Annotated in this window: 20 protein-coding genes; 6 read left to right on the top strand and 14 right to left on the bottom strand. The window is 69.7% G+C overall.

Going from position 1 to position 19,213, the window contains the following annotated elements; all coding sequences use genetic code 11:
* Positions 1 to 80 precede the first annotated feature (80 nt).
* Positions 81 to 1,112, top strand: a complete 1,032-nt coding sequence (locus HUJ41_RS01315) for a Gfo/Idh/MocA family protein (RefSeq protein ID WP_179873015.1) — start codon at positions 81 to 83, stop codon at positions 1,110 to 1,112.
* An 84-nt stretch (positions 1,113 to 1,196) separates the two neighbouring features.
* Here HUJ41_RS01315 and HUJ41_RS01310 read toward each other — a convergent pair whose 3' ends face one another.
* Complete coding sequence (locus tag HUJ41_RS01310) at positions 1,197 to 2,195, bottom strand: hypothetical protein (protein WP_179873014.1); 999 nt, start codon at positions 2,193 to 2,195, stop codon at positions 1,197 to 1,199.
* Between the two features lie 204 nt (positions 2,196 to 2,399).
* Positions 2,400 to 3,902: an IMP dehydrogenase gene (guaB, locus tag HUJ41_RS01305; protein ID WP_179873013.1), complete on the bottom strand. Its 1,503-nt coding sequence runs from the start codon at positions 3,900 to 3,902 to the stop codon at positions 2,400 to 2,402.
* A gap of 278 nt (positions 3,903 to 4,180) precedes the next feature.
* Between guaB and HUJ41_RS01300 the strand changes: the two genes are divergently transcribed.
* Genes HUJ41_RS01300 through HUJ41_RS01285 form a run of 4 tightly spaced genes read left to right on the top strand, consistent with a single transcriptional unit; the run spans position 4,181 to position 8,121 of the window.
* Positions 4,181 to 5,461 carry a branched-chain amino acid ABC transporter permease gene (locus tag HUJ41_RS01300; protein WP_179873012.1) on the top strand — a complete coding sequence of 427 codons (1,281 nt, stop codon included), beginning with the start codon at positions 4,181 to 4,183 and terminating at the stop codon, positions 5,459 to 5,461.
* Positions 5,462 to 5,470: 9 nt separating this feature from the next.
* Complete coding sequence (locus HUJ41_RS01295; RefSeq protein WP_179873011.1) at positions 5,471 to 6,451, top strand: branched-chain amino acid ABC transporter permease; 981 nt, start codon at positions 5,471 to 5,473, stop codon at positions 6,449 to 6,451.
* On the top strand, positions 6,441 to 7,373 hold the full coding sequence (locus HUJ41_RS01290) for an ABC transporter ATP-binding protein (protein ID WP_179873010.1): 933 nt from the start codon (positions 6,441 to 6,443) through the stop codon (positions 7,371 to 7,373). The genes HUJ41_RS01295 and HUJ41_RS01290 overlap by 11 nt, the downstream gene beginning before the upstream one ends.
* A complete protein-coding gene (locus tag HUJ41_RS01285; protein ID WP_179873009.1) occupies positions 7,345 to 8,121 on the top strand; it encodes an ABC transporter ATP-binding protein in 777 nt (258 codons plus the stop codon). The genes HUJ41_RS01290 and HUJ41_RS01285 overlap by 29 nt, the downstream gene beginning before the upstream one ends.
* 142 nt (positions 8,122 to 8,263) lie before the next feature.
* Here HUJ41_RS01285 and HUJ41_RS01280 read toward each other — a convergent pair whose 3' ends face one another.
* The 4 genes from HUJ41_RS01280 to groES form a co-directional block, all read right to left on the bottom strand.
* Positions 8,264 to 9,523, bottom strand: a complete 1,260-nt coding sequence (locus HUJ41_RS01280) for an ABC transporter substrate-binding protein (RefSeq protein WP_179873008.1) — start codon at positions 9,521 to 9,523, stop codon at positions 8,264 to 8,266.
* Positions 9,524 to 9,737: 214 nt separating this feature from the next.
* The gene (locus HUJ41_RS01275; protein WP_179873007.1) at positions 9,738 to 11,003 is read right to left on the bottom strand and encodes an ABC transporter substrate-binding protein; all 1,266 of its coding nucleotides are present in this window, start codon (positions 11,001 to 11,003) and stop codon (positions 9,738 to 9,740) included.
* 87 nt (positions 11,004 to 11,090) lie between these two features.
* The gene (gene rarD / locus HUJ41_RS01270) at positions 11,091 to 12,068 is read right to left on the bottom strand and encodes an EamA family transporter RarD (RefSeq protein WP_179873006.1); all 978 of its coding nucleotides are present in this window, start codon (positions 12,066 to 12,068) and stop codon (positions 11,091 to 11,093) included.
* Between the two features lie 70 nt (positions 12,069 to 12,138).
* A complete protein-coding gene (gene groES, locus HUJ41_RS01265; RefSeq protein WP_152582531.1) occupies positions 12,139 to 12,435 on the bottom strand; it encodes a co-chaperone GroES in 297 nt (98 codons plus the stop codon).
* 143 nt (positions 12,436 to 12,578) lie between these two features.
* On the opposite strand from groES, the gene HUJ41_RS01260 reads away from it, so the two are divergent.
* Positions 12,579 to 13,787 carry a class I SAM-dependent methyltransferase gene (locus tag HUJ41_RS01260; protein WP_179873005.1) on the top strand — a complete coding sequence of 403 codons (1,209 nt, stop codon included), beginning with the start codon at positions 12,579 to 12,581 and terminating at the stop codon, positions 13,785 to 13,787.
* Between the two features lie 6 nt (positions 13,788 to 13,793).
* Here the strand turns inward: HUJ41_RS01260 and HUJ41_RS01255 are convergent, their stop codons facing one another.
* From HUJ41_RS01255 to HUJ41_RS01220, 8 genes are all read right to left on the bottom strand, one after another.
* Complete coding sequence (locus HUJ41_RS01255; protein WP_179873004.1) at positions 13,794 to 14,447, bottom strand: DUF4190 domain-containing protein; 654 nt, start codon at positions 14,445 to 14,447, stop codon at positions 13,794 to 13,796.
* 159 nt (positions 14,448 to 14,606) lie between these two features.
* A complete protein-coding gene (locus tag HUJ41_RS01250; RefSeq protein ID WP_179873003.1) occupies positions 14,607 to 14,915 on the bottom strand; it encodes a DUF4190 domain-containing protein in 309 nt (102 codons plus the stop codon).
* Between the two features lie 111 nt (positions 14,916 to 15,026).
* Complete coding sequence (gene tsaD / locus HUJ41_RS01245) at positions 15,027 to 16,070, bottom strand: tRNA (adenosine(37)-N6)-threonylcarbamoyltransferase complex transferase subunit TsaD (protein WP_246299278.1); 1,044 nt, start codon at positions 16,068 to 16,070, stop codon at positions 15,027 to 15,029.
* Positions 16,067 to 16,549 (bottom strand): ribosomal protein S18-alanine N-acetyltransferase, encoded by a 483-nt coding sequence (rimI, locus tag HUJ41_RS01240; protein ID WP_179873002.1) that lies wholly within the window; start codon positions 16,547 to 16,549, stop codon positions 16,067 to 16,069. The genes tsaD and rimI overlap by 4 nt, the downstream gene beginning before the upstream one ends.
* Positions 16,546 to 17,163 (bottom strand): tRNA (adenosine(37)-N6)-threonylcarbamoyltransferase complex dimerization subunit type 1 TsaB, encoded by a 618-nt coding sequence (gene tsaB, locus HUJ41_RS01235; protein WP_179873001.1) that lies wholly within the window; start codon positions 17,161 to 17,163, stop codon positions 16,546 to 16,548. Before tsaB ends, rimI begins: the two co-directional genes overlap by 4 nt.
* The gene (gene tsaE, locus HUJ41_RS01230) at positions 17,147 to 17,671 is read right to left on the bottom strand and encodes a tRNA (adenosine(37)-N6)-threonylcarbamoyltransferase complex ATPase subunit type 1 TsaE (protein WP_246299277.1); all 525 of its coding nucleotides are present in this window, start codon (positions 17,669 to 17,671) and stop codon (positions 17,147 to 17,149) included. The genes tsaB and tsaE overlap by 17 nt, the downstream gene beginning before the upstream one ends.
* Positions 17,668 to 18,768, bottom strand: coding sequence for an alanine racemase (gene alr / locus HUJ41_RS01225; RefSeq protein ID WP_179873000.1), 1,101 nt, complete (start codon positions 18,766 to 18,768; stop codon positions 17,668 to 17,670). Before alr ends, tsaE begins: the two co-directional genes overlap by 4 nt.
* The gene (locus HUJ41_RS01220; RefSeq protein ID WP_179872999.1) at positions 18,765 to 19,208 is read right to left on the bottom strand and encodes a holo-ACP synthase; all 444 of its coding nucleotides are present in this window, start codon (positions 19,206 to 19,208) and stop codon (positions 18,765 to 18,767) included. Before HUJ41_RS01220 ends, alr begins: the two co-directional genes overlap by 4 nt.
* Between the last annotated feature and the right edge of the window lie 5 nt (positions 19,209 to 19,213).

Raw genomic sequence — 19,213 nt, 5'->3', positions numbered from 1 at the left:
CCTACCGGCGGAAGCCCGGCGCACGGCGAGCGGTGCGGTGACGGAAGGCGGTCGACGGCGAGCGCCGCGAGGAGGGCGACATGACGAGCAGCGCACTGAGCATCGAGCGGCGCGGCGAGCGCGACGTCGCGCCGTTGCGCATCGCGGTCGTCGGCGCAGGCGGCTGGGGCGCCCAGCACGCGCGGGTCGTCACCGAGCGTCTCGACACCGAGCTCGTGGGCATCGTGGGTCGCGACCCCGGGCGCACCGAGGCGCGCGCGGCCACCTACGGCACGCGCGGCTACACCTCCCTCGACGGGATGCTCGAGGCCGAGCATCCCGACCTCGTCACCGTGTGCCTCCCGAATGAGGAGCACTTCGCCCCCACCCTCGCGCTGCTGCGCGCAGGCGTGCCCCTGCTCGTCGAGAAGCCGCTCGTGTTCGACCTCGGCGAGGCGGACGCGCTGCTCGAGGCCGCAGGCGACACGTTCTTCGCCATCAACTTCAACCACCGCTACGCCGAGCCCGTGCTGCGCGCGCGGGCCGCGATCGAGGCCGGCGAGCTCGGCGACCTCGTGTTCGCGACCTGGCGCTTCGGCGGCGAGGCGAACCGCGGGCCGTCGCCGCACGCCAACCTCATCGAGACGCAGTGCCACGGCTTCGACCTGCTCGAGCACCTGTGCTGGCCTATCGCGTCGGTCGCCGCGCAGATGACGTCGATGACCTACGGGGCGTTCAGCACGGTCGCGATCGCCCTCGAGTTCGCCTCGGGCGCGGTCGGCACGATGCTCGGCACGTACGACTCGTCGTACGCCTACCGCGACAGCCAGGTCGTCGAGCTCAACGGCACGGCGGGCCGTGCGGTCATCCGCGACACCGTCGGATCGCTGAGCCTGCAGTCGGTCGGCGACGAGACCGAGCGGGTGTGGCGGCCGGGCTACTTCGACGACGAGGCACGGTCGTTCGAGCGCACCTTCGACCGGCACCTGGATGCTGTGCTCGCGTCTCTGCGCGCCGGCACGCCGCCGCCCGTGCCGGCGTCGGCGGGTCGCCGTGCGCTCGAGCTCGCGCACGCGGTCATCCGCTCGCACGAGACCGGGGCTCGCGTGCCGACCGCGCCCGCCGGCGCGTAGCCGCCCGTCGGCGCAGGCGCGTAGCCGCCCGCCGCACCCGCCCCGCCACCCGCGCTTCGCACGGAAAGTGACACGTCGCACGCGTCAGAGCGTGCGAGGTGTCTCTTTCAGTGCGAGGCGCGCAGGCCGTGACCGCCGAGGCACTCCGGCAGCCTCGAGCTTGTGGCGCAGGAGACGCGGATCTCGCAGGTCGTCCCACACGCAGCGGAGCATCCCGTCGCCGGTTCCCCGAACGGCGTCCTCCCGATCCTTCTCCTCGATGACCACCTGCTCGGCGCTGCGGCCGCCCCGCGCCTCGCCGGCTCGGTACTTGAGGCGCCCATCGAACTCACCCGCGAGCCGAATCGTCGGCCACCGAACGTCGGTGCGGAAGCGTCGACCGTCGGCGAGCCGGTACTCATGCTGCAGGTCGGGAACCTCGAAGCCGAGTTGGTGGATGAGCACACGCATCCAGGACTCCCCCGGCGACTCGGCGCGTCCGTCGGCGAATGCGAGAGCGCGCTCGAGGCGAGCCCTGCCTCGCACGAGCGCGAGAGCCTCCGCAGCCGCGCGGATGTCGTCCAGGGTCGTCGCCGGGGCGCCGGGACGCCGCCGTACCCGAACCGCCCAGTCGATCGCCGCGACGGCCCGCCCGAACCCTGAACGGACGGCCAGTTCGGCGAGCGTGCGCGGCAGATCCGTCACCACTGCCCCGCGATGCTCGACGACACGGAACTCGTCATCCGCGGTTGCCCAGTACCGCAGATCAGAGGCACGCCGGGTGGCGCGGTCGTCCCACCCGAGCGCATCCACCACCGGAGCGAACTCGTCCTCCAGAATCGGTACTCCCCACACCCGCGCCGCAGAGATGCCGCACAGCGGCTGCCGAAGGCGCCCCCGAGTTGCGGCGGCAACCGTGCGCAGCAATTCGCGATCCCAAGGGTCAAGACGCTCGACCACCGCGCGCGGCACGTAGATGCCGCGAACCAGTCGCACGACCTCGCCCTGCACAGTCGCTCGCTGCAGCGACCGGGCGAGGGATGGGTCGTCGACCTCGGCGACCACGATGGCGTGAGCGAGTGCGTCGGCGATGATGTCGGCCATGCCGTGACCTTGCCCCAGCTACCGGGAGCCGCGTGCGTCAGGTACCCGAATGTGCACAGTGTCCGCTCGCGAGCATCTCCTGAGGAGGCGCGTCAGCACGTCGTACTCGTTGCGACACCTCGCACGCTTCCGACAGTGCGAGGTGTCGCAACCCGTACGAGGCGACCGCAGATGCGCGGCCGGCGGGAGTGGGGTGGATGGCGCCTACCGGCGGTAGTTGGGAGCCTCGACGACCATCTGGATGTCGTGCGGGTGGGACTCCTTGAGGCCGGCCGCCGTGATGCGCACGAACTTGCCCCGCTGCTTGAGATCCTCGATCGTGCGGGCCCCGGTGTAGAACATCGACTGCCGCAGGCCACCGAGCAATTGGTAGACGACCGAGCCGACGGGGCCGCGGTAGGGCACCTGGCCCTCGATGCCCTCCGCGATGAGCTGCTCGTCGCTCGGCACATCGGCCTGGAAGTAGCGGTCGCGCGAGTACGAGGTCTTCGTTCCGCGCGTCTGGAGCGCGCCGAGGGAGCCCATGCCGCGGTACGACTTGAACTGCTTGCCGTTCACGAAGATGAGGTCACCCGGGCTCTCGTCGGTGCCCGCGAGCAGCGAGCCGAGCATGACGGTGTCAGCGCCGGCGACGATCGCCTTCGCAATGTCGCCCGAGTACTGCAGGCCGCCATCGGCGATGAGCGGGACGCCCGCCGGCCGGGCCGCGAGGGACGCCTCGTAGACGGCCGTGACCTGGGGCACACCGACGCCCGCGACGACGCGCGTCGTGCAGATGGAGCCGGGGCCCACACCGACCTTCACGGCGTCGGCGCCCGCATCGATGAGCGCCTGGGCTCCCGTGCGCGTCGCGACATTGCCTCCGATGACGTCGACCTCCGCGAAGGCCGGGTCGGCCTTGAGCCGAGCGATGATCTCGAGCACGCCCCGGCTGTCGCCGTTCGCCGTGTCCACCACGATCGCATCGATCCCCGCGTCCCGCAGGGCTCCAGCGCGGTCCCACGCGTCACCGAAGAAGCCGATGGCGGCGCCGACGCGCAGTCGACCGGCCGTGTCCTTCGTCGCGTTCGGGTACTTCTCGCTCTTGTCGAAGTCCTTGACCGTGATGAGTCCGCTCAGACGACCCGCATCGTCGACGAGCGGCAGCTTCTCGATCTTGTGCTGGGCGAAGAGCGCCAGCACGTCGTCCTGCGAGATGCCCACAGGACCCGTGATGAGCGGGGCGGCCGTCATGACGTCGCGCACGAGGGTCGTCGGGGCTTCGAAGGCCGACACGAACCTCATGTCACGGTTCGTGATGATGCCCACGAGCGTGCCGTCGCCCTCCACGACAGGGAGGCCAGAGACACGGAAGCGCCCGCACAGGGCGTCCACCTCGGCGACCGTCGCATCGGGCGTCGTCGTGACGGGATTGGTGATCATGCCCGACTCTGAGCGCTTCACCTTGTCGACGTGCTCGGCCTGATCGTCGATCGAGAGGTTGCGGTGCAGCACCCCCATGCCGCCGTGGCGCGCCATCGCGATCGCCATGCGCGCCTCCGTCACGGTGTCCATCGCGGAGGACAGCAGCGGAGCGTTGACGCGGATGCGCCGCGTCAACTGCGAGGCGGTCTCGGCCTCGCTCGGAATGACGTCCGTGTGGGCGGGCAGGAGCATGACGTCGTCATAGGTGAGGCCGACGAAGCCGAACGGATCGGGCTGGTCCATGAGTCCCCTCGAGGTGCGCGGAAGTGGGCCCGGATGCAACGGCGAATTCCGGTTCTTCAGCTTAACGCGTTAGGCAGAAACGTATTCCGTGGCAATAATGGCTAGTCATCGGTGGTTGCCGCCGCGAAACGCGACGGCAACAAACGATCCGTATCGTCAACGATGACGACAGGGCCCAACCCGCCCGCGGGGCAGCACGCCTCGACCCGGAACAACCTGGAGGTTTCGTGGCACACGCTGCTAGCAGACCAGTCGCCCGGCGGGCACCACGGCGGCTCATGGCTGTCCTGTTCGCCACGGTCGTGGCTGCTCTCACTCTCTCCGTCGCCGCACCTGCTGCCGCCGACGAAGTCGGTCTCGACGAGTACGACTTCCGCATCAGCGGCCTCGTCGAGCTCGCCGACGAACCACTCGAAGACGTACGGCTCGTCATCGACGGGGCTGGCTTCAGCGTCGAGGTGGAGACCGGCGCGGACGGCCGCTGGGCCGTGGGCGTGCCCGAACAGGGCGACTACACCGTCACGCTCGACGAGACGACGCTCCCCGACGGCATCGCCGTCGTGCAGACGACGCAGGAGGGGGACGAGACCCCCAACAGCCGCGATGTCAACGTCGGACAGTCCGGCAGCACCGTCTTGAACTTCTTCATCGGCCAGGGCGAGCGCAACACCCTCAATCTGTGGGATCAGATCGTTGACCGCTTCTTCAACGGGCTCAACTTCGGCCTGCTGCTGGCGCTCGCCGCCATCGGCCTGTCTCTCGTGTTCGGCACGACTGGCCTGAGCAACTTCGCGCACGCCGAGCTCATCACCTTCGGCGCCCTCATGGCGCTCACCTTCAGCACCGTGGTCGCGCTGCCGCTCTGGCTCGCTCTTCTCATCGCACTCATCTTGAGTGCTGCATTCGGGTGGGCCAACGATGCTGGCCTGTGGAAGCCATTGCGCAGGCGCGGAGTCGGGCTCATCCCGATGATGATCGTGAGCATCGGCTTGTCGCTCACCCTCCGTTACGTCTTCCAGTTCTTCTACGGCGGCGAGACCCAACAGCTTCCCGGCGCGACCGACTCATCGTTCTCGATCGGCGCCTTCGGTCTCTCCTGGATCGATGTCGGCAGCATGGCGCTCTCGGTCGTCGTGCTGCTCGCGGTCGCGTACTTCCTGCTGCGCACCCGCATCGGCAAGGCGACGCGCGCCGTCTCCGACAATCCGGCTCTCGCGGCGGCCTCGGGCATCGACGTCGACCGCGTGATCCGGATCGTGTGGGTGCTCGCCGGATTCCTCGCCGGCATGTCGGGCATCATCTGGGCGTACTTCCGCCCCGGCGTTGGCTGGGACATGGGCTTCCAGCTGCTGCTGCTCACCTTCGCCGCGGTGACGCTCGGCGGGCTCGGCACGGCATTCGGCGCTCTCGTGGGCGCCCTCATCGTCGGCTTCTTCGTCGAGATGTCGACGCTCATCATCCCGTCCGACACGAAGTACGTCGGGGCGCTGATCATCCTCATCCTGGTGCTGCTCGTGAGGCCTCAGGGAATCCTCGGACGCAAAGAACGAATCGGCTAGGAGCGGACCATGGACTGGATTCAACTACTCTCCAACGCCGCGCAGGAGTTCATCTCCCCGACGACGGCCGCCTACGCGCTCGCCGCTCTCGGCCTCGCCGTGCACTTCGGATTCACGGGCCTGCTGAACTTCGGCCAAGCGGGCTTCATGATGCTCGGCGCGTACGGTTTCGCCATCGCGACGCTCACGTTCGGCTGGCCCGTGTGGGCCGCCGTCTTGTTCGGCGTGGTCGCGTCCATCGTGTTCGCCTTCATCTTGGGCCTACCCACCCTGAGGCTGCGCGCCGACTACCTCGCGATCGTGACGATCGCCGCGGCTGAGATCGTGCGCCTGCTGTTCACGACGAACGTTTTCGAGCCCGTCACGGGGTCCGCCAACGGCCTGCAGGGCTACAAGGGCGGCTTTGAAGATCTCAACCCGATTCCCGAAGGCACCTACGGCTTCGGACCCTTCGTGTACAACGAGTACGACTGGTGGGTCCGCATCGTCGGGTGGGGGGTCGTCGTCATCGCGGCCATCATCACGTGGCAGCTCTTCAAGAGCCCCTGGGGCCGCGTCATCAAGGGCATCCGCGAGGACGAGGATGCTGTGCGCGCACTCGGCAAGAACGTGTACTTCTACAAGATGCAGTCGCTCATCCTCGGCGGCGTCTACGGCTCCCTCGCGGGCATGATCTTCATCCTCCCGCGGTCGGTCGTACCCGCGAACTACCAGCCGACTCTGACGTTCTTCATCTACGCGATCCTCCTGCTCGGCGGCGCCGCCACGGTCTTCGGCCCGATTCTCGGCGCGATGGTCTTCTGGGTGCTCCTGTCGTTCTTCTCCGGGTTCATCGCCCGGGCTGTCAGCGAGGGCTTCATACCCTTCATGACCACCGTGCAGGCCGGCCAGCTGCGCTTCATCTTCGTCGGCGTCGCGATCATGCTCATCGTCATATATCGACCACAGGGAATCCTGGGCAACAAGAAGGAGCTGGCTTTTGTCAAGTAGCAGCCCGAGTGACGCCACGGGGCCCGTCAAGACGACGGGGCTCCACGTCGGCGAGGCCGCACCGGGTGTGGCCAAGACCGATCCGATCATCGTCGCCGATCACATCACGCGCCGCTTCGGTGGTCTCACGGCGGTCGATGTCGACCACATCGAGATTCCCCGCGGCGCGATCACGGCCCTGATCGGCCCTAACGGGGCGGGCAAGACGACGCTCTTCAACCTGCTCACGGGCTTCGATCAGCCTGACTCGGGGAAATGGACGTTCGACGGTTCCGGCATTTCGGGCATCCCCGCCTTCAAGGTCGCCCGCAAGGGTCAGGTTCGCACCTTCCAGCTCACGAAGGCCCTCGCGCTCCTGACGGTTCTCGACAACATGATGCTCGGGGCGAAGGGGCAGCGGGGCGAGAGCCTCTTCCGCGCGCTCTTCCCGTTCAACTGGAGGAAGCAGGAGAAGGAGATCGAGGAGCGCGCGCTCGTGCTGCTCGAACGCTTCAAGCTCCTCGAGAAGAAGGACGACTACGCCGCGAGTCTCTCCGGCGGTCAACGCAAGCTGCTCGAGATGGCACGCGCTCTCATGAGCGAGCCCACGCTCGTCATGCTCGACGAGCCTATGGCGGGTGTGAACCCCGCCCTCACGCAGTCGCTCCTCGACCACATCCTGGGTCTGAAGGAGCAAGGCATGACCGTGCTCTTCGTCGAGCACGACATGCACATGGTGCGGCACATCGCCGACTGGGTCATCGTCATGGCGGAGGGCCGCATCGTCGCCGAGGGCGACCCGCACGAGGTCATGGCGAATCCGGCCGTGATCGACGCCTACCTGGGCGCCCACCACGACGAAGATCTCGGAGACATCGACTCCGAGGCGAAGGAAGCGATCAAGGAGCTGGCCGATGACGACGCCGACGAAGTCAAGCACTGACACGAGCAGCCCCGTCGTGGACGACCGCAAGCTCGTCGTGCACGTGGACAAGGTGACGGCCGGTTACCTGCCGGGCATCGACATCCTCACCGACTGCTCGCTCACGGCGTACGACGGCGAGCTCATCGGCATCATCGGCCCCAACGGCGCCGGCAAGTCGACACTCCTCAAGGCCATCTTCGGCCTCGTGAAGGTGCGGCAGGGCACCATCTCGCTCTACGGTGACGAGATCACGAACCTCAAGGCGAACAAGCTCGTCTCGAAGGGCGTGGGCTTCGTGCCGCAGACCAACAACGTCTTCCCGACGCTGACGATTCGCGAGAACCTCGAGATGGGCCTCTTCCAGAAGCCGAAGGAGCTCGACCAGCGTCTGCAGTTCGTGGTCGAGATCTTCCCCGAGCTCGGCAAGCGGCTGGGTCAGCGCGCCGGATCCCTCTCGGGCGGCGAACGGCAGATGGTCGCCATGAGCCGCGCGCTCATGATGAGTCCCGAGGTGATCCTGCTCGACGAGCCCAGCGCGGGCCTCTCCCCCGTGCGGCAGGACGAGGCCTTCCTGCGCGTCAAGGAGATCAACAAGGCGGGCGTGACGACGATCATGGTCGAGCAGAATGCTCGACGCTGCCTGCAGATCTGCGACCGCGGATACGTGCTCGACCAGGGCACCGACGCCTACGAGGGCGCGGGCCGCGACCTGCTCAACGACCCCAAGGTCATCGGCCTGTACCTGGGGACCCTCGGCCAGGAGTAGCGCCCTCAGAACCGCCACCAGGGCCCCGTAGAGCACGTCTCCGCGGGGCCCTCGTGCGTCTGCTCGCGGGGCTCCGCCACGCGGCGGCACGACAAAGGGCCCCGGCGTGATGCCGGGGCCCTCCGTGGTCAGCTAGTCGAGACTAGTTGAGGCGGTTGCCCGCGTAGGTGTTGTCGTCACCGTACTCGAAGATGCCGATGGTGGCCTCAGTGGGGTCACCGGCGTCGTTGAGCGTGATCGGACCCGAGGGGCCGTCGTAGTCGACGATGCCGCCGTCGGCGATGATCTGTGCGCAGGACGCGAAGTCCGTGCACTTCTCACCGTCGCCGGAACCACCGGAGACCTCCTGGAGCTTCGACGCGATGTCGACACCATCGGTCGAGCCGGCCGCGAGAGCGGCGAGCGCGATGAGGATGGTGGCGTCATACGACTCGGACGAGTACAGGTACGAGTCCAGGTCGGGGTCGATCGCATCGAGACGCTCAAGGAAGTCGTCCGTCAGGTTCGGGGCCGGGGCAGTGCCCTTGGCGCCCGTGATCAGACCGGTCTCGAAGTCTGCACTGTAGTCGGCGAGGTTGCCGTCCACGAAGTACAGGTTCTCACCCGGGTATCCCGCGCCGACGAGGCCCGGAACGACGATCTTCGCCTGGTCGAACGTGATGACGGCGACCGCGTCGGGGTTGGCAGCGGTCAGCGCCGAGATCTGCGAGTCGAAGCTCGTGTCACCCTCGTTGAACAGCTGCTCCTCGACGACCTCGCCACCGGCGGCCTCGAAGGTCGAGGTGAGCTGGGCCGCGAGACCGGTGCCGTACGCGTCGTTCAGCACGAGCAGACCGAGGGTCGCTGCGCCGTCTTCCGCGATCAGGTTTCCGAGAACCTCACCCTGGAGCAGGTCCGAGGGGGCGGTGCGGAAGTACAGGCCGTCGTCGTCGTAGGTCGTGAAGTCCGGCGAGGTGTTCGCCGGCGAGAAGTGCACGACGCCCGCGCCGGTGATCTGGTCGATCACCGTGAACGAGACACCCGAGGACGCTGCGCCGATGATGGCGTCGACGTCCTGCGAGAGGAGGTCGGTCACCGAGACGGTTGCGGTGTCGGTCGTGGTGTCACCGGAGTCGCGGTAGATCGCTTCGACGGTGAGGCTCGTACCCGCCTCGTTGATCTCCTGCACGGCGAGCGCGACGCCCGCCTCCTCGGGGGGCCCGAGGAACGCCAGCGCGCCACTCTGGGGCAGGATGGTGCCGATCGTGAGAGTCAGGTCTTCAGCGGGGCCAGCAGGCTCTTCCTCTGTCGTCGCTGCGCATCCACCGAGGATGAGTGCGCTGGTGCCCAGGACGGCAATGCCGCCGAGGACCGACTTGAGAGAACGAGAGCGGCCGGCCGAGCCGGAAGTGAATACGCCCATGTTGCTCCTTGCGTTTCGAATGTGTTCAGGACACGGCAACGGGATACGTCACCATTAAGCCACCGTACGGCGGTAGTGAGGCACGCACAATACGTACGGGTTACATCCCTGTAACGCCGAGATTCGATGTCACAATCCGATCACAGCGACGGATTCCGTCGAGAAGTGTGCATCGAGCGCGCGATTCCGCATCGGGACGGTGATGCCCGGTCGATCATCGCAACCGCAGCGTGCCGATGCGCACCGGCCGGTTCTCCTCCGAGTACCGGTAGAGCCCGTAGTCGGCCTTCGTGACGTCACCCGAGGCGTCGAACGCGACATCGCCGACGAGCCCGACGTAGTGGAACGAGCCACGATCGTCGTGGACGACCCGGCACTCGGCGACGCTCCCGCAACGGTAGCCCTCCGCGGTGATGCGGGGCAGGCCGGCGGCGATGGACGGTCCGCCGTCGTCGTCGTACTCGAGCGCGGCGAGCGCGGCGAGGACGACGGCGTCGTAGGTCTCGACCGCGTATCGGAAGCTGCGCAGCGCCGGGTCGGACTGGCGGAGCCGCGCGATGAACTGATCGCTCGCTGGGGTGCCTTCGAGCACCCCGTACGCGCCCTCCAGCACGCCCTCGGGAAGGGTGGCGGAGTAATCGGCCATGTTCTGCGATGTCAGCCAGAGCGTGCGCCCTGCGACGTCCTCCTCCGCGAGCGCGACGATGAGACCGCGTGTCTGCTCATCGAGGGCCGTCGTCGTCGCGATGACCACGGCATCCGGCTCCACCGCTGCGATGTCGGTCGCCATGCGCGCCAGGTTGCTCGACTCGGTGAGCGTCTCGAGGCCGCCCAGCAGCGCGTCCTCGTCAGCGAGGCCCGCGATGATGCTCGCCTCGAGGGCGAGGCCGAGCTGGTCATCGTCGGTGACGAGCACGATCGAGGAGCCCCCTGCGGCGAGGACCGACTGCGCGATGAGCGCCCCCTGGTTCTCGTAGGAGGGAATGGTGCGGAAGAGCACGCCATCCTCATCCTGCGCGCGCAAGGAGGGGTAGGTGGCCGCGGGCGAGATGACCGTCACGCCCGCCTCCGCGGCGAGCGGGATGATCCGCTCGGCCAGCACGGAGGTTGCGGGCCCGATGATCACGTCGACCTCGAGCTCGAGGAGGTCTGCCATCGCCGACTCGAGGTCGTCGCCCGAGGCGTCCCCGGAATCTCGGTGGAAGACCTCGACGGGCTCGCCCAGCACTCCCCCGGCCGCGTTGACGTCGCGCACCGCGACCTCGGCGGCCGCGACGAGGGCAGGGCCGATGAAGGAGATGTCGCCGCTCGTCGGGAAGAGGGTGCCGATACGCAGCACGCCGTCGCCGCTCGCCTCGACGGTCGCGACGGCGCTCGGCGTCTCGCTGGGCGTCGGCATGGGCCCGAGGCCCGAGCATGCCGTGAGGCCGAGCGCGGCCGCGACGAGCACCGCTGAGGCGGCACGAGGTGTTGTGCGCATCGGGGTCTCCTTCGCGCTGGTCGGTGTCGAGTGCTGGGGTCGCGCGGACGACGGTGGCTGCTCACCCGCACACTAGCGCTCCGCCGCTCAGACCGGTTCCACCGGCGGCGGTGCGGCGCGGCGCCGGGAATGCTGACGCGCACGCACCGCGTCCGTGCTCAGCACGATGAGGGCGAGCCAGACGAGGGAGAAGCCGATCCAGCGCTCGAGGGGCATCGCTTCTCCCATCACGATCACCCCGAAGAGGAACTGGAGCACGGGTGCGAGGTACTGCACGAAGCCGACCACGGTGAGGGGCAGTCGCCGGGCTGCCGCGGCGAAGAGGAGGAGCGGAATGGCCGTGACCACGCCGGCGAGAGCGAGCAGCAGCGTGTGACCGGGGTCCACCGTGCCGGCGGTGAGCGAGCCGAGCATGCTGATGACGACAAGCTCGCCGATGGCGAGCGGCACGAGCCAGGCGGTCTCGAGGGTGAGCCCGCCCACAGCCGAGACTCGGGGGCCCATGCGGTTCTTCACATAGCCGTAGAACCCGAACGAGAAGGCGAGCGCGAGCGCGATCACGGGCACCGTGCCGTAGCCGACGGCCAGCACGATCACGGCGACGATGCTCAGAGCGACTGCGCACCACTGGGCGGGCCGCAACCGCTCGCGGAGGAAGACGACCCCGAGCGCGACCGTGACGATGGGATTGATGAAATATCCGAGCGCGGCTTCGAGGATGAAGCCGCTGAGGGAGGCGTAGACGTAGACGTGCCAGTTGACGGCGATGAGGACTGCCGCGACGGCACTGAGGAGCAGGATGCGCCGGTCGACGATGAGCGCCCGTAGGGCAGGGAAGGTGCGCGTCACCCCGATGATGAGAAGGCAGAAGACCAGAGAGAGCAGGATGCGCCACGCGACGATCTCGACGGGCCCCGTCGGCATGAGGGCGATGAAGTAGACCGGCAGGAGACCCCAGAGCCCGTAGGCGCCGATGGCGGCGAGAAGGCCTGTCGACGAGGAGCGAGGGTCGGGCACAGCCTCACTGTAGTGCCGCTCGCGGGGCTCGCCGCACCGCTCCGGCATGCTCCCGGAGACGCCGAGACCCCCGTTGCGCCGAAGCGCAACGGGGGTCTCGGCCCGTGGAGGATCCGCGCTAGCGGACGACCACCGCGAGCACGTCGCGCGCCGAGAGGACGAGCAGCTCGTCGCCGTCGTACTTGACCTCGGTACCGCCGTACTTCGAGTACAGCACGCGGTCACCGACGGAGACATCGATGGGGACGCGGTTGCCGTTGTCGTCGATGCGGCCGGGGCCGACCGCCACGACCTCGCCCTCCTGGGGCTTCTCCTTGGCGGTGTCCGGGATCACGAGACCGGAAGCAGTGGTCTGCTCCGCCTCGACCTGCTTGATGACGATGCGATCTTCGAGCGGCTTGATGGAGACCGACACGGTTGACCTCTTCTTTCCTAAAGACGATGAGGGAGTTGGCACACTCGCCCTGCGAGTGCCAGCACCACTGTACCCAAGGAGTTAGCACTCATGCAATCCGAGTGCCAATGCGCCGAGTGCGCAAGGGTGGGAGGATCGCTGGCATGGAGAGCGCCGAGCTACGAGAACTGTTGACGCAGGAGGCGCTCGTACTGCTCGATTCGCTCGAACCGAGCACCTCCACCGACGATGTCGTGCGACTCGTGGGTCGGTTGCGTCGAGACGGGCATCCCGCTACTCGCGTAGCCGCCGTACTCTCGCAGTACCGTCTGCGCCGCCGCGCCTCCGCAAAATTCGGCCAGTTCGCCGATCGCATGCTGTTCACCGAAACCGGCCTCGAACAGGCCACCCGACTGCGCGTCGCCGCGCTCCACGCCGGCCGCTTCGCGGCCGCGGGCCTCGAGCACGTCGCCGATCTCGGGTGCGGCATCGGGGGGGACGCGATGGCGATGGCCGCACTCGACCTGCGCGTGACCGCGGTCGAGCGCGACGAGGTCACGGCCGCCCTCGCCGCCTACAACCTGGCGCCGTGGGCGAGCGCCCACGTCGTGCATGGCGATCTGACGGCGATCGACCTCGACGGCGTCGACGGCATCTGGCTCGACCCCGCTCGGCGCGAAGGCGCACGCCGACTCGCCGACCCCGGCGACTGGTCGCCCCGCCTCGACACGGCCCTCGAGCTCGCCCGTCGGCGGCCGGCCGGCATCAAGCTCGGGCCGGGCATGGATCGAGCGCTGCTGCCCGATTCCGGCGAGGCGCAGTGGGTCTCCGTGGGCGGCGACGTCGTCGAGCTCGTGCTGTGGAGCGGCAGCCTCGCCCGCCCGAACGTCGGGCGCGCCGCTCTGGTTCTGGGCGCCGACGACAGCGCGCACGAGCTCACCGCGGAGCGCGACAGCGAGGACGCTCCGGTCGGCGAGCTCGGCGACTGGGTCTACGAGCCAGACGGCGCGGTCATCAGAGCCCGCCTCATCGGCCTGCTGGCCGACCAGCTGGGGGGCCGGATGCTCGACCCGACGATCGCGTACATCGCGGCCGACCGGCTCGCGCCTACCCCCTTCGCACGCGCGTTCCACGTTCGGGAACGCTGGCCCCTCGATGTGCGTCATCTGCGGCGCGAGCTCGCCGCGCGCAAGATCGGAGTGCTCGAGATTAAGAAGCGCGGCGTCGACATCGATCCCGCAGCCCTGCGGCCGAAGCTGCAGCTGCGCGGTGATCGCTCAGCGGTGCTCATCCTCACCCGCGTCGCGGGCGAGAAGGCGGCCCTGCTCGCCAAGCGGGCGGACGAACCGCCGCGCGCGACGAGCGGGGCCTAGCAGTGCCTAGAACCCGCCGAGCGTCGCCGCCGGGATGAAGAGCAGGGGCAGCAGGAAGATGCCGACCCAGAAGATGCCCCACAGGATCGAGATGCCGAGCCCGATGTAGCCGGTCACGAGGCCCGCGATGGCCATGCCGCGAGCGTGCGGCTCGCGCTTGAGGCCCAGGTGGCCGAGGATGACGCCCGCGAGCGCCGGCAGGAGACCGAAGCCGACGAACGAGAGCAGCAGGCCCACGATGCCGCCGATGAGCGCAAGAATGCTGAGCGTCGACGCGGGGCCGGCCGGCGCGGCCGCGTAGGGCTGCTGGCTCGCGTACGGCTGCTGTGCGGCGTACGGCTGCTGGGCGGCATAGGGGGAGGCTCCCGGCGCCGCGGGAGGCGCGGCGTAGGGGTCTGGACGTGCCGCAGGAGTTGCGGGGGCGGGCGCCGGCGGAGCGGCGGGCGCGGGTGCTGGCGGAGCAGCGGGTTCCGCCTCGACCGGAGCGGGAGGCGGGGGCGGCGGCGCGGCAGTCGGCTTCTTCGCAGCAGCGGGCTTCTTCGCCGCTGCCGGCTTCTTGGCTGCGGACTTATTGGCCGCTGCTGGCTTCTTCGCCGCGGCGAGGGGCTCGTCGGCAGCCCCCTCGTTGGCGGCGGGGCTGGGGATGTCGGTGCTGGCCATGCGGTGTCCTCGCTCGAGCGGATGACGGATGCCCTCAGCCTAGCGATCGTCGTCCACGACGGGCGAGGCCTGCGGGCGCGGGACTGACGGCACCGACGACGACGACGCAGACGGCGAAGGCCCGCCCGCGCATCGCGGACGGGCCTGAGGTCGACAGCTCTAGAAGGAGCTGTAGCTGACCGCGCTGCCGAAGATGAGGAACGGCAGGATGAGCGTGACGACCCAGAAGATGATCCACAGCACGCTGAAGACGTAACCGAGGATGGTGCCGGTGAGGGCGAGGCCGCGGCCGTTCTCCCCGGTCTTCTTGATCTGGCTGAGCGAGATGTGGCCGACGACGATGCCGGCGATGGGAATGAGGATTCCCAGGATGAGCGCGACGATCGCGAGCGTGTTGGTCTTCTGCTCGGGAGCCGACGAGTACGGCGTCGACGAGGGCTCGGGGGCGGGAGGAGGTGCGTCAGTCATGGTGCTCCTAATGGTGTCGTGGCGGTACCGGGGTGGGCGATCCCATGTTTCCAGTGTCCCGAGGGGGTGTCAACGCTCGCGCGGGCGCGGCGAAGCCGCCGGCGAGCATCCCTAGGCCTGAATGCGCGTGACCGGCAGCGTCGAGTCGGCGCTCACGTCGAGCGTCGAGGGCGGGTGCCCCGCGGCGATGAGCTGGGCGCCCAGCGCGGCGATCATGGCCCCGTTGTCGGTGCACAGGGCGAGGGGCGGGATGCGCAGGCTCACGCCCGCCGCCGCGGCGCGCTCCTCGGCGAGCGCCCGCACGCGCGCGTTGGCCACGACTCCCCCGCCGAGCAGGAGGCGCGGCACACCGAGATCATGACAGGCCGCGACCGCCTTCGCCGTGAGCACGTCGGCCACTGCTTCGCGGAAGCTCGCCGCGACATCCGCCACGGGCACCTCCTCTCCCGCATCGCGCACGCGCTCGACGTGCCGCGCGACCGCGGTCTTGAGCCCCGAGAACGAGAAGTCGTATCGGTGCCTCTCGAGGTCCTTCGGCAGGGTGAGCCCGCGCGGAAAGCGGATCGCCGCCGGGTCGCCGTCCGCGGCGACGCGATCGATGTGCGGGCCGCCCGGGTATGGCAGGCCGAGGAGGCGGGCCACCTTGTCGAAGGCCTCCCCCGCCGCATCGTCGATCGTCTCCCCCAGCAGCTCGACGTCGCTCGTGAGATCGCGCACGAGCAGAAGACTCGTGTGGCCGCCCGAGACGAGCAGCGCCACGGTCGGCAGTTCGAGCTCTGTGCCGTCGTCACGCAGCACATCGGCACCGACGTGCCCGACGAGGTGGTTGACGGCGTAGAGCGGGCGGTCGAGCGCGAGAGCGAGTGCTTTCGCGGCGCCCACGCCGACCATGAGAGCGCCAGCGAGCCCCGGTCCGCTTGTGACGGCGATCGCGTCGAGGTCGGCGAGTCTCACATCGGCTTCGGCGAGGGCCGCCCGAATGGCGGGCTCGATGGCCTCGAGGTGCGCACGCGCGGCGACCTCGGGCACGACGCCGCCGTAGCGGGCGTGCTCCTCCATCGAGGAGGAGATGACGTTGGCGAGCAGAGTCGAGCCGCGCACGATGCCGATGCCGGTCTCGTCGCAGCTCGTCTCGATGCCGAGCACGAGGCTCACGATGCCAGCTCCGCGCGCATGACGATCGCGTCCACGGCGTCCGGCTGGTAGTAGCGCGGCCGCACGGCGATGCGGGTGAAGCCGTGGCGCTCGTAGAGGGCCTCCGCCCCGGGGTTGTCGGCGCGCACCTCGAGCAGCATCTCCCGCGCACCGCGATCCCGGGCGAGCGTGAGCAGGTGCTGCACGAGCACGGTACCGACCCCGAGCCGCCGGTGCGTGGGGTCGACCGCGATCGTCTGCAGGTCGGCCTGCTCGGCGCGGGGCACCGCACTCAGTCCCGCGTAGGCGACGACCTCGTCCCCCGACTCGGCCACGAGGTACACGGTGTGCGGTGAGGCGAGCTCGGCGGCCATGACATCCCTGCTCCACGCATCGGCGGGAAAGGTCGCGCGCTCGAGGTGCATGATCGCGTCGAGGTCGGCGAGCGCCGCCTCCCGCAGCCGGATGCCCGGCCCACCCTCGGCACGAGACGCGGTCATGCCGACACCCGCTTGGGAGCGGCGAGCGTCACATCCGGTGCTCGCAGGTACAAGGGTGCCGGCTCGGGGAACGACGCTCCGACCGCTCTGCGCGCCTGGGCCGCTCGTGCGAGCCAGACCGCGGGGATCTCCGCCACCTCGTGCACCGTGAGCCCTGGCTCGGGCACGTAGGCGACGCGCTCCACGAGGTGAGCCGGTTCGACCTCCGCCGGGACCGGGAGCGCGGCGGTGTAGACGGTCACCGCCACTTCGCGGCGACGAGCATCCGTGACGATCGCGAAGCGACCGGCGACCTCGCCCGCGACGAGCAGACGCAGCGCCACGGCCTCGTGACTCGGCACCCCGAGCACCGGGATGTCGAGGGCGAGCGCGAGGACGCGCGCCGCCGCGAGACCCACCCGCAGGCCGGTGAACGGACCAGGGCCGATGCCCGCCGCCACCGCGGTGAGGGAGCCGCGCACGTCGGGAGCCGCAGCGAGCACCTCGGCGAGGAACGGCCCGATGACCTCCGCGTGGCGGCGGGTGTCGGCAGTCGAGCGTTCGGCGACGACCGCACCGTCCTCGGCGAGCAGGGCGACCGAGGTTCCCGCCGAGGTATCAATCGCCAGGAGCATGCAGCCAGCCTAGGTCGGCCCAGCGAGCCCCGACGCCCTCGACCGTCACGCTGCGCGGTTCGACAGGCTCGAGGGAGGGGTCGTCAGTCGCCGAGGAGTCGCCGTGAGCATCGCCGGCGCCGTGCGGTCGCGCGATCGTCACCGCGAGCCACTCGTCGATGACGTGCTCGAGCAGGCCCGCCCCCCACTCGACGACGGTGATGCTCTCCGCGAAGTCGAGGTCGAGGTCGTCGAGCTCGCGCGCGTCCGCCAGCCGGTACGCATCGACGTGGACGAGCGGCGGGCCGTCCACGCGCGGATGCGTGCGGGCGAGCACGAACGTGGGGCTCGTGACCGTGCCCCGCACGCCGAGCGCGGCCCCGAGGCCGCGCGTGAGAGTCGTCTTGCCCGCCCCGAGCTCGCCCGTGAGCAGCACGGCATCCCCCGCCCGCAGCTGCGCGGCGATGCGCGCGCCGAGCTGCTCCATCGCCTCCGGGTCGGCGATCGTGAGGTGCGCGGCGCCGCTCACGAGCGCACCTGGGTGCGGGTCACCCGGCGCCCGAGCCGGGTGACGAGCTCGTAGCCGATCGTGCCAGCGGCATCGGCCCACTCCTCGGGGGATGGGGCGCCCGTCGCGGGGTCACCGAACAGCACCGCGCGGTCACCCACCGCCACGTCCGCGTCGCCGACCTCGACGACGCACTGGTCCATCGCCACACGACCGACGACGCGATGGCGCCGCCCCGCGATCACGACGGGGCCGTCCACTGCATGGCGCGGCACGCCGTCCGCGTAGCCGAGCGGGACGAGCGCGAGGGTCGTCGCCCGGTCGGTGCGATGGCGGTAGCCGTAGGAGACCCCCGAGCCCGCGGGAACCCGCTTGACGTTCACGACGCGCGCGCTGAGCTCCATCGCCGGCCGCAGCGGCACGGCGCCGCGCAAGTGGACCTCAGGGGCGATGCCGTAGAGAGCGATACCGACGCGCACCATGTCGTAGCGCGCCGCAGGATGGTCGAGTGCGGCGGCCGACGCCGCGACGTGGCGCAGCCCGGGTTCGAGCCCCGCGGCACGCACGGCGTCCAGGAACTCCTCGAAGGCGACGAGCTGCGCGCGGTCCTCCTCGGCCGTCGTGTTCGACAGGTGCGTGAACACGCCGCCCAGACGCAGCGAGCCCGCCGCCTGCGCGCGCGCGACCCCGTCGACGATCGCGCCCCACTGCGCAGCAGGGGCCCCGTTGCGGCTGAGCCCGGTGTCGACCTTCACGTGCACGACCGCGCGGTGGCCGACCGCGGCAGCACGCTCTACCTCCGCGAGCGAGCTCACCCCGAACTCGATGCCCGCCTCGGCTGCCGCGTCCAGGTCGGCGAACGGGTCGTGCAGCCACGCGAGCACGGGCGCGTCGATGCCCGCTGCGCGCAACTCGAGCGCCTCGTCGATGTCGGCCACTCCCAGATGGTCGGCGCCAGCCTCGAGCGCCGCGCGTGCGGCCCTCGCAGCACCGTGGCCGTAGCCGTCGGCCTTGACGACGGCCATGAAGTGGGGTGTCGGCGCCGCGCGCCGCATCCGCTCGGTGTTGTGCGCGATCGCACCCACGTCGATGCGGGCCTCGCGGAAGGGGCGGGTCATGCGGCCTCCCCCGCGGCGGGGTCGGAATCGGCAGGGTCGGAATCGGCAGGGTCGGAATCGGCAGGGTCGGAATCGGCAGGGTCGGAATTGTCCGACTCGGCGATGACGAACGCCGTGGCCACGCCCGCATCGTGCGACATCGACACGTGCAGGTGCGCGATGCCGCGGCTCGCCGCGATCTGAGCGGCGCGCCCGCTCACCCGCAGGTCGGGGTTCCCCTCCGCATCGGAGACCACCTGCATGTCGTGCCATCGCACGCCGTCCGTCGCCCCGAGTGCCTTGAGGAGCGCCTCCTTCGCCGCGAACCGCCCCGCGAGCGAGCGCAGCGGCAGGCCGCGCTCAGCGGGGGCGAAGAGACGATCGACCAGGCCGGGCGTTCGTCCGACGGCGCGCTCGAAGCGAGCCAGGTCGACGACGTCGACGCCGATCCCGACGATCACGAGCG

Origin of the sequence: Microcella indica (assembly GCF_013414345.1) — a bacterium.
GTDB classification, from domain to species: Bacteria; Actinomycetota; Actinomycetes; order Actinomycetales; family Microbacteriaceae; genus Microcella; species Microcella indica.
This window is presented reverse-complemented; position numbering and strand designations above follow the sequence as displayed.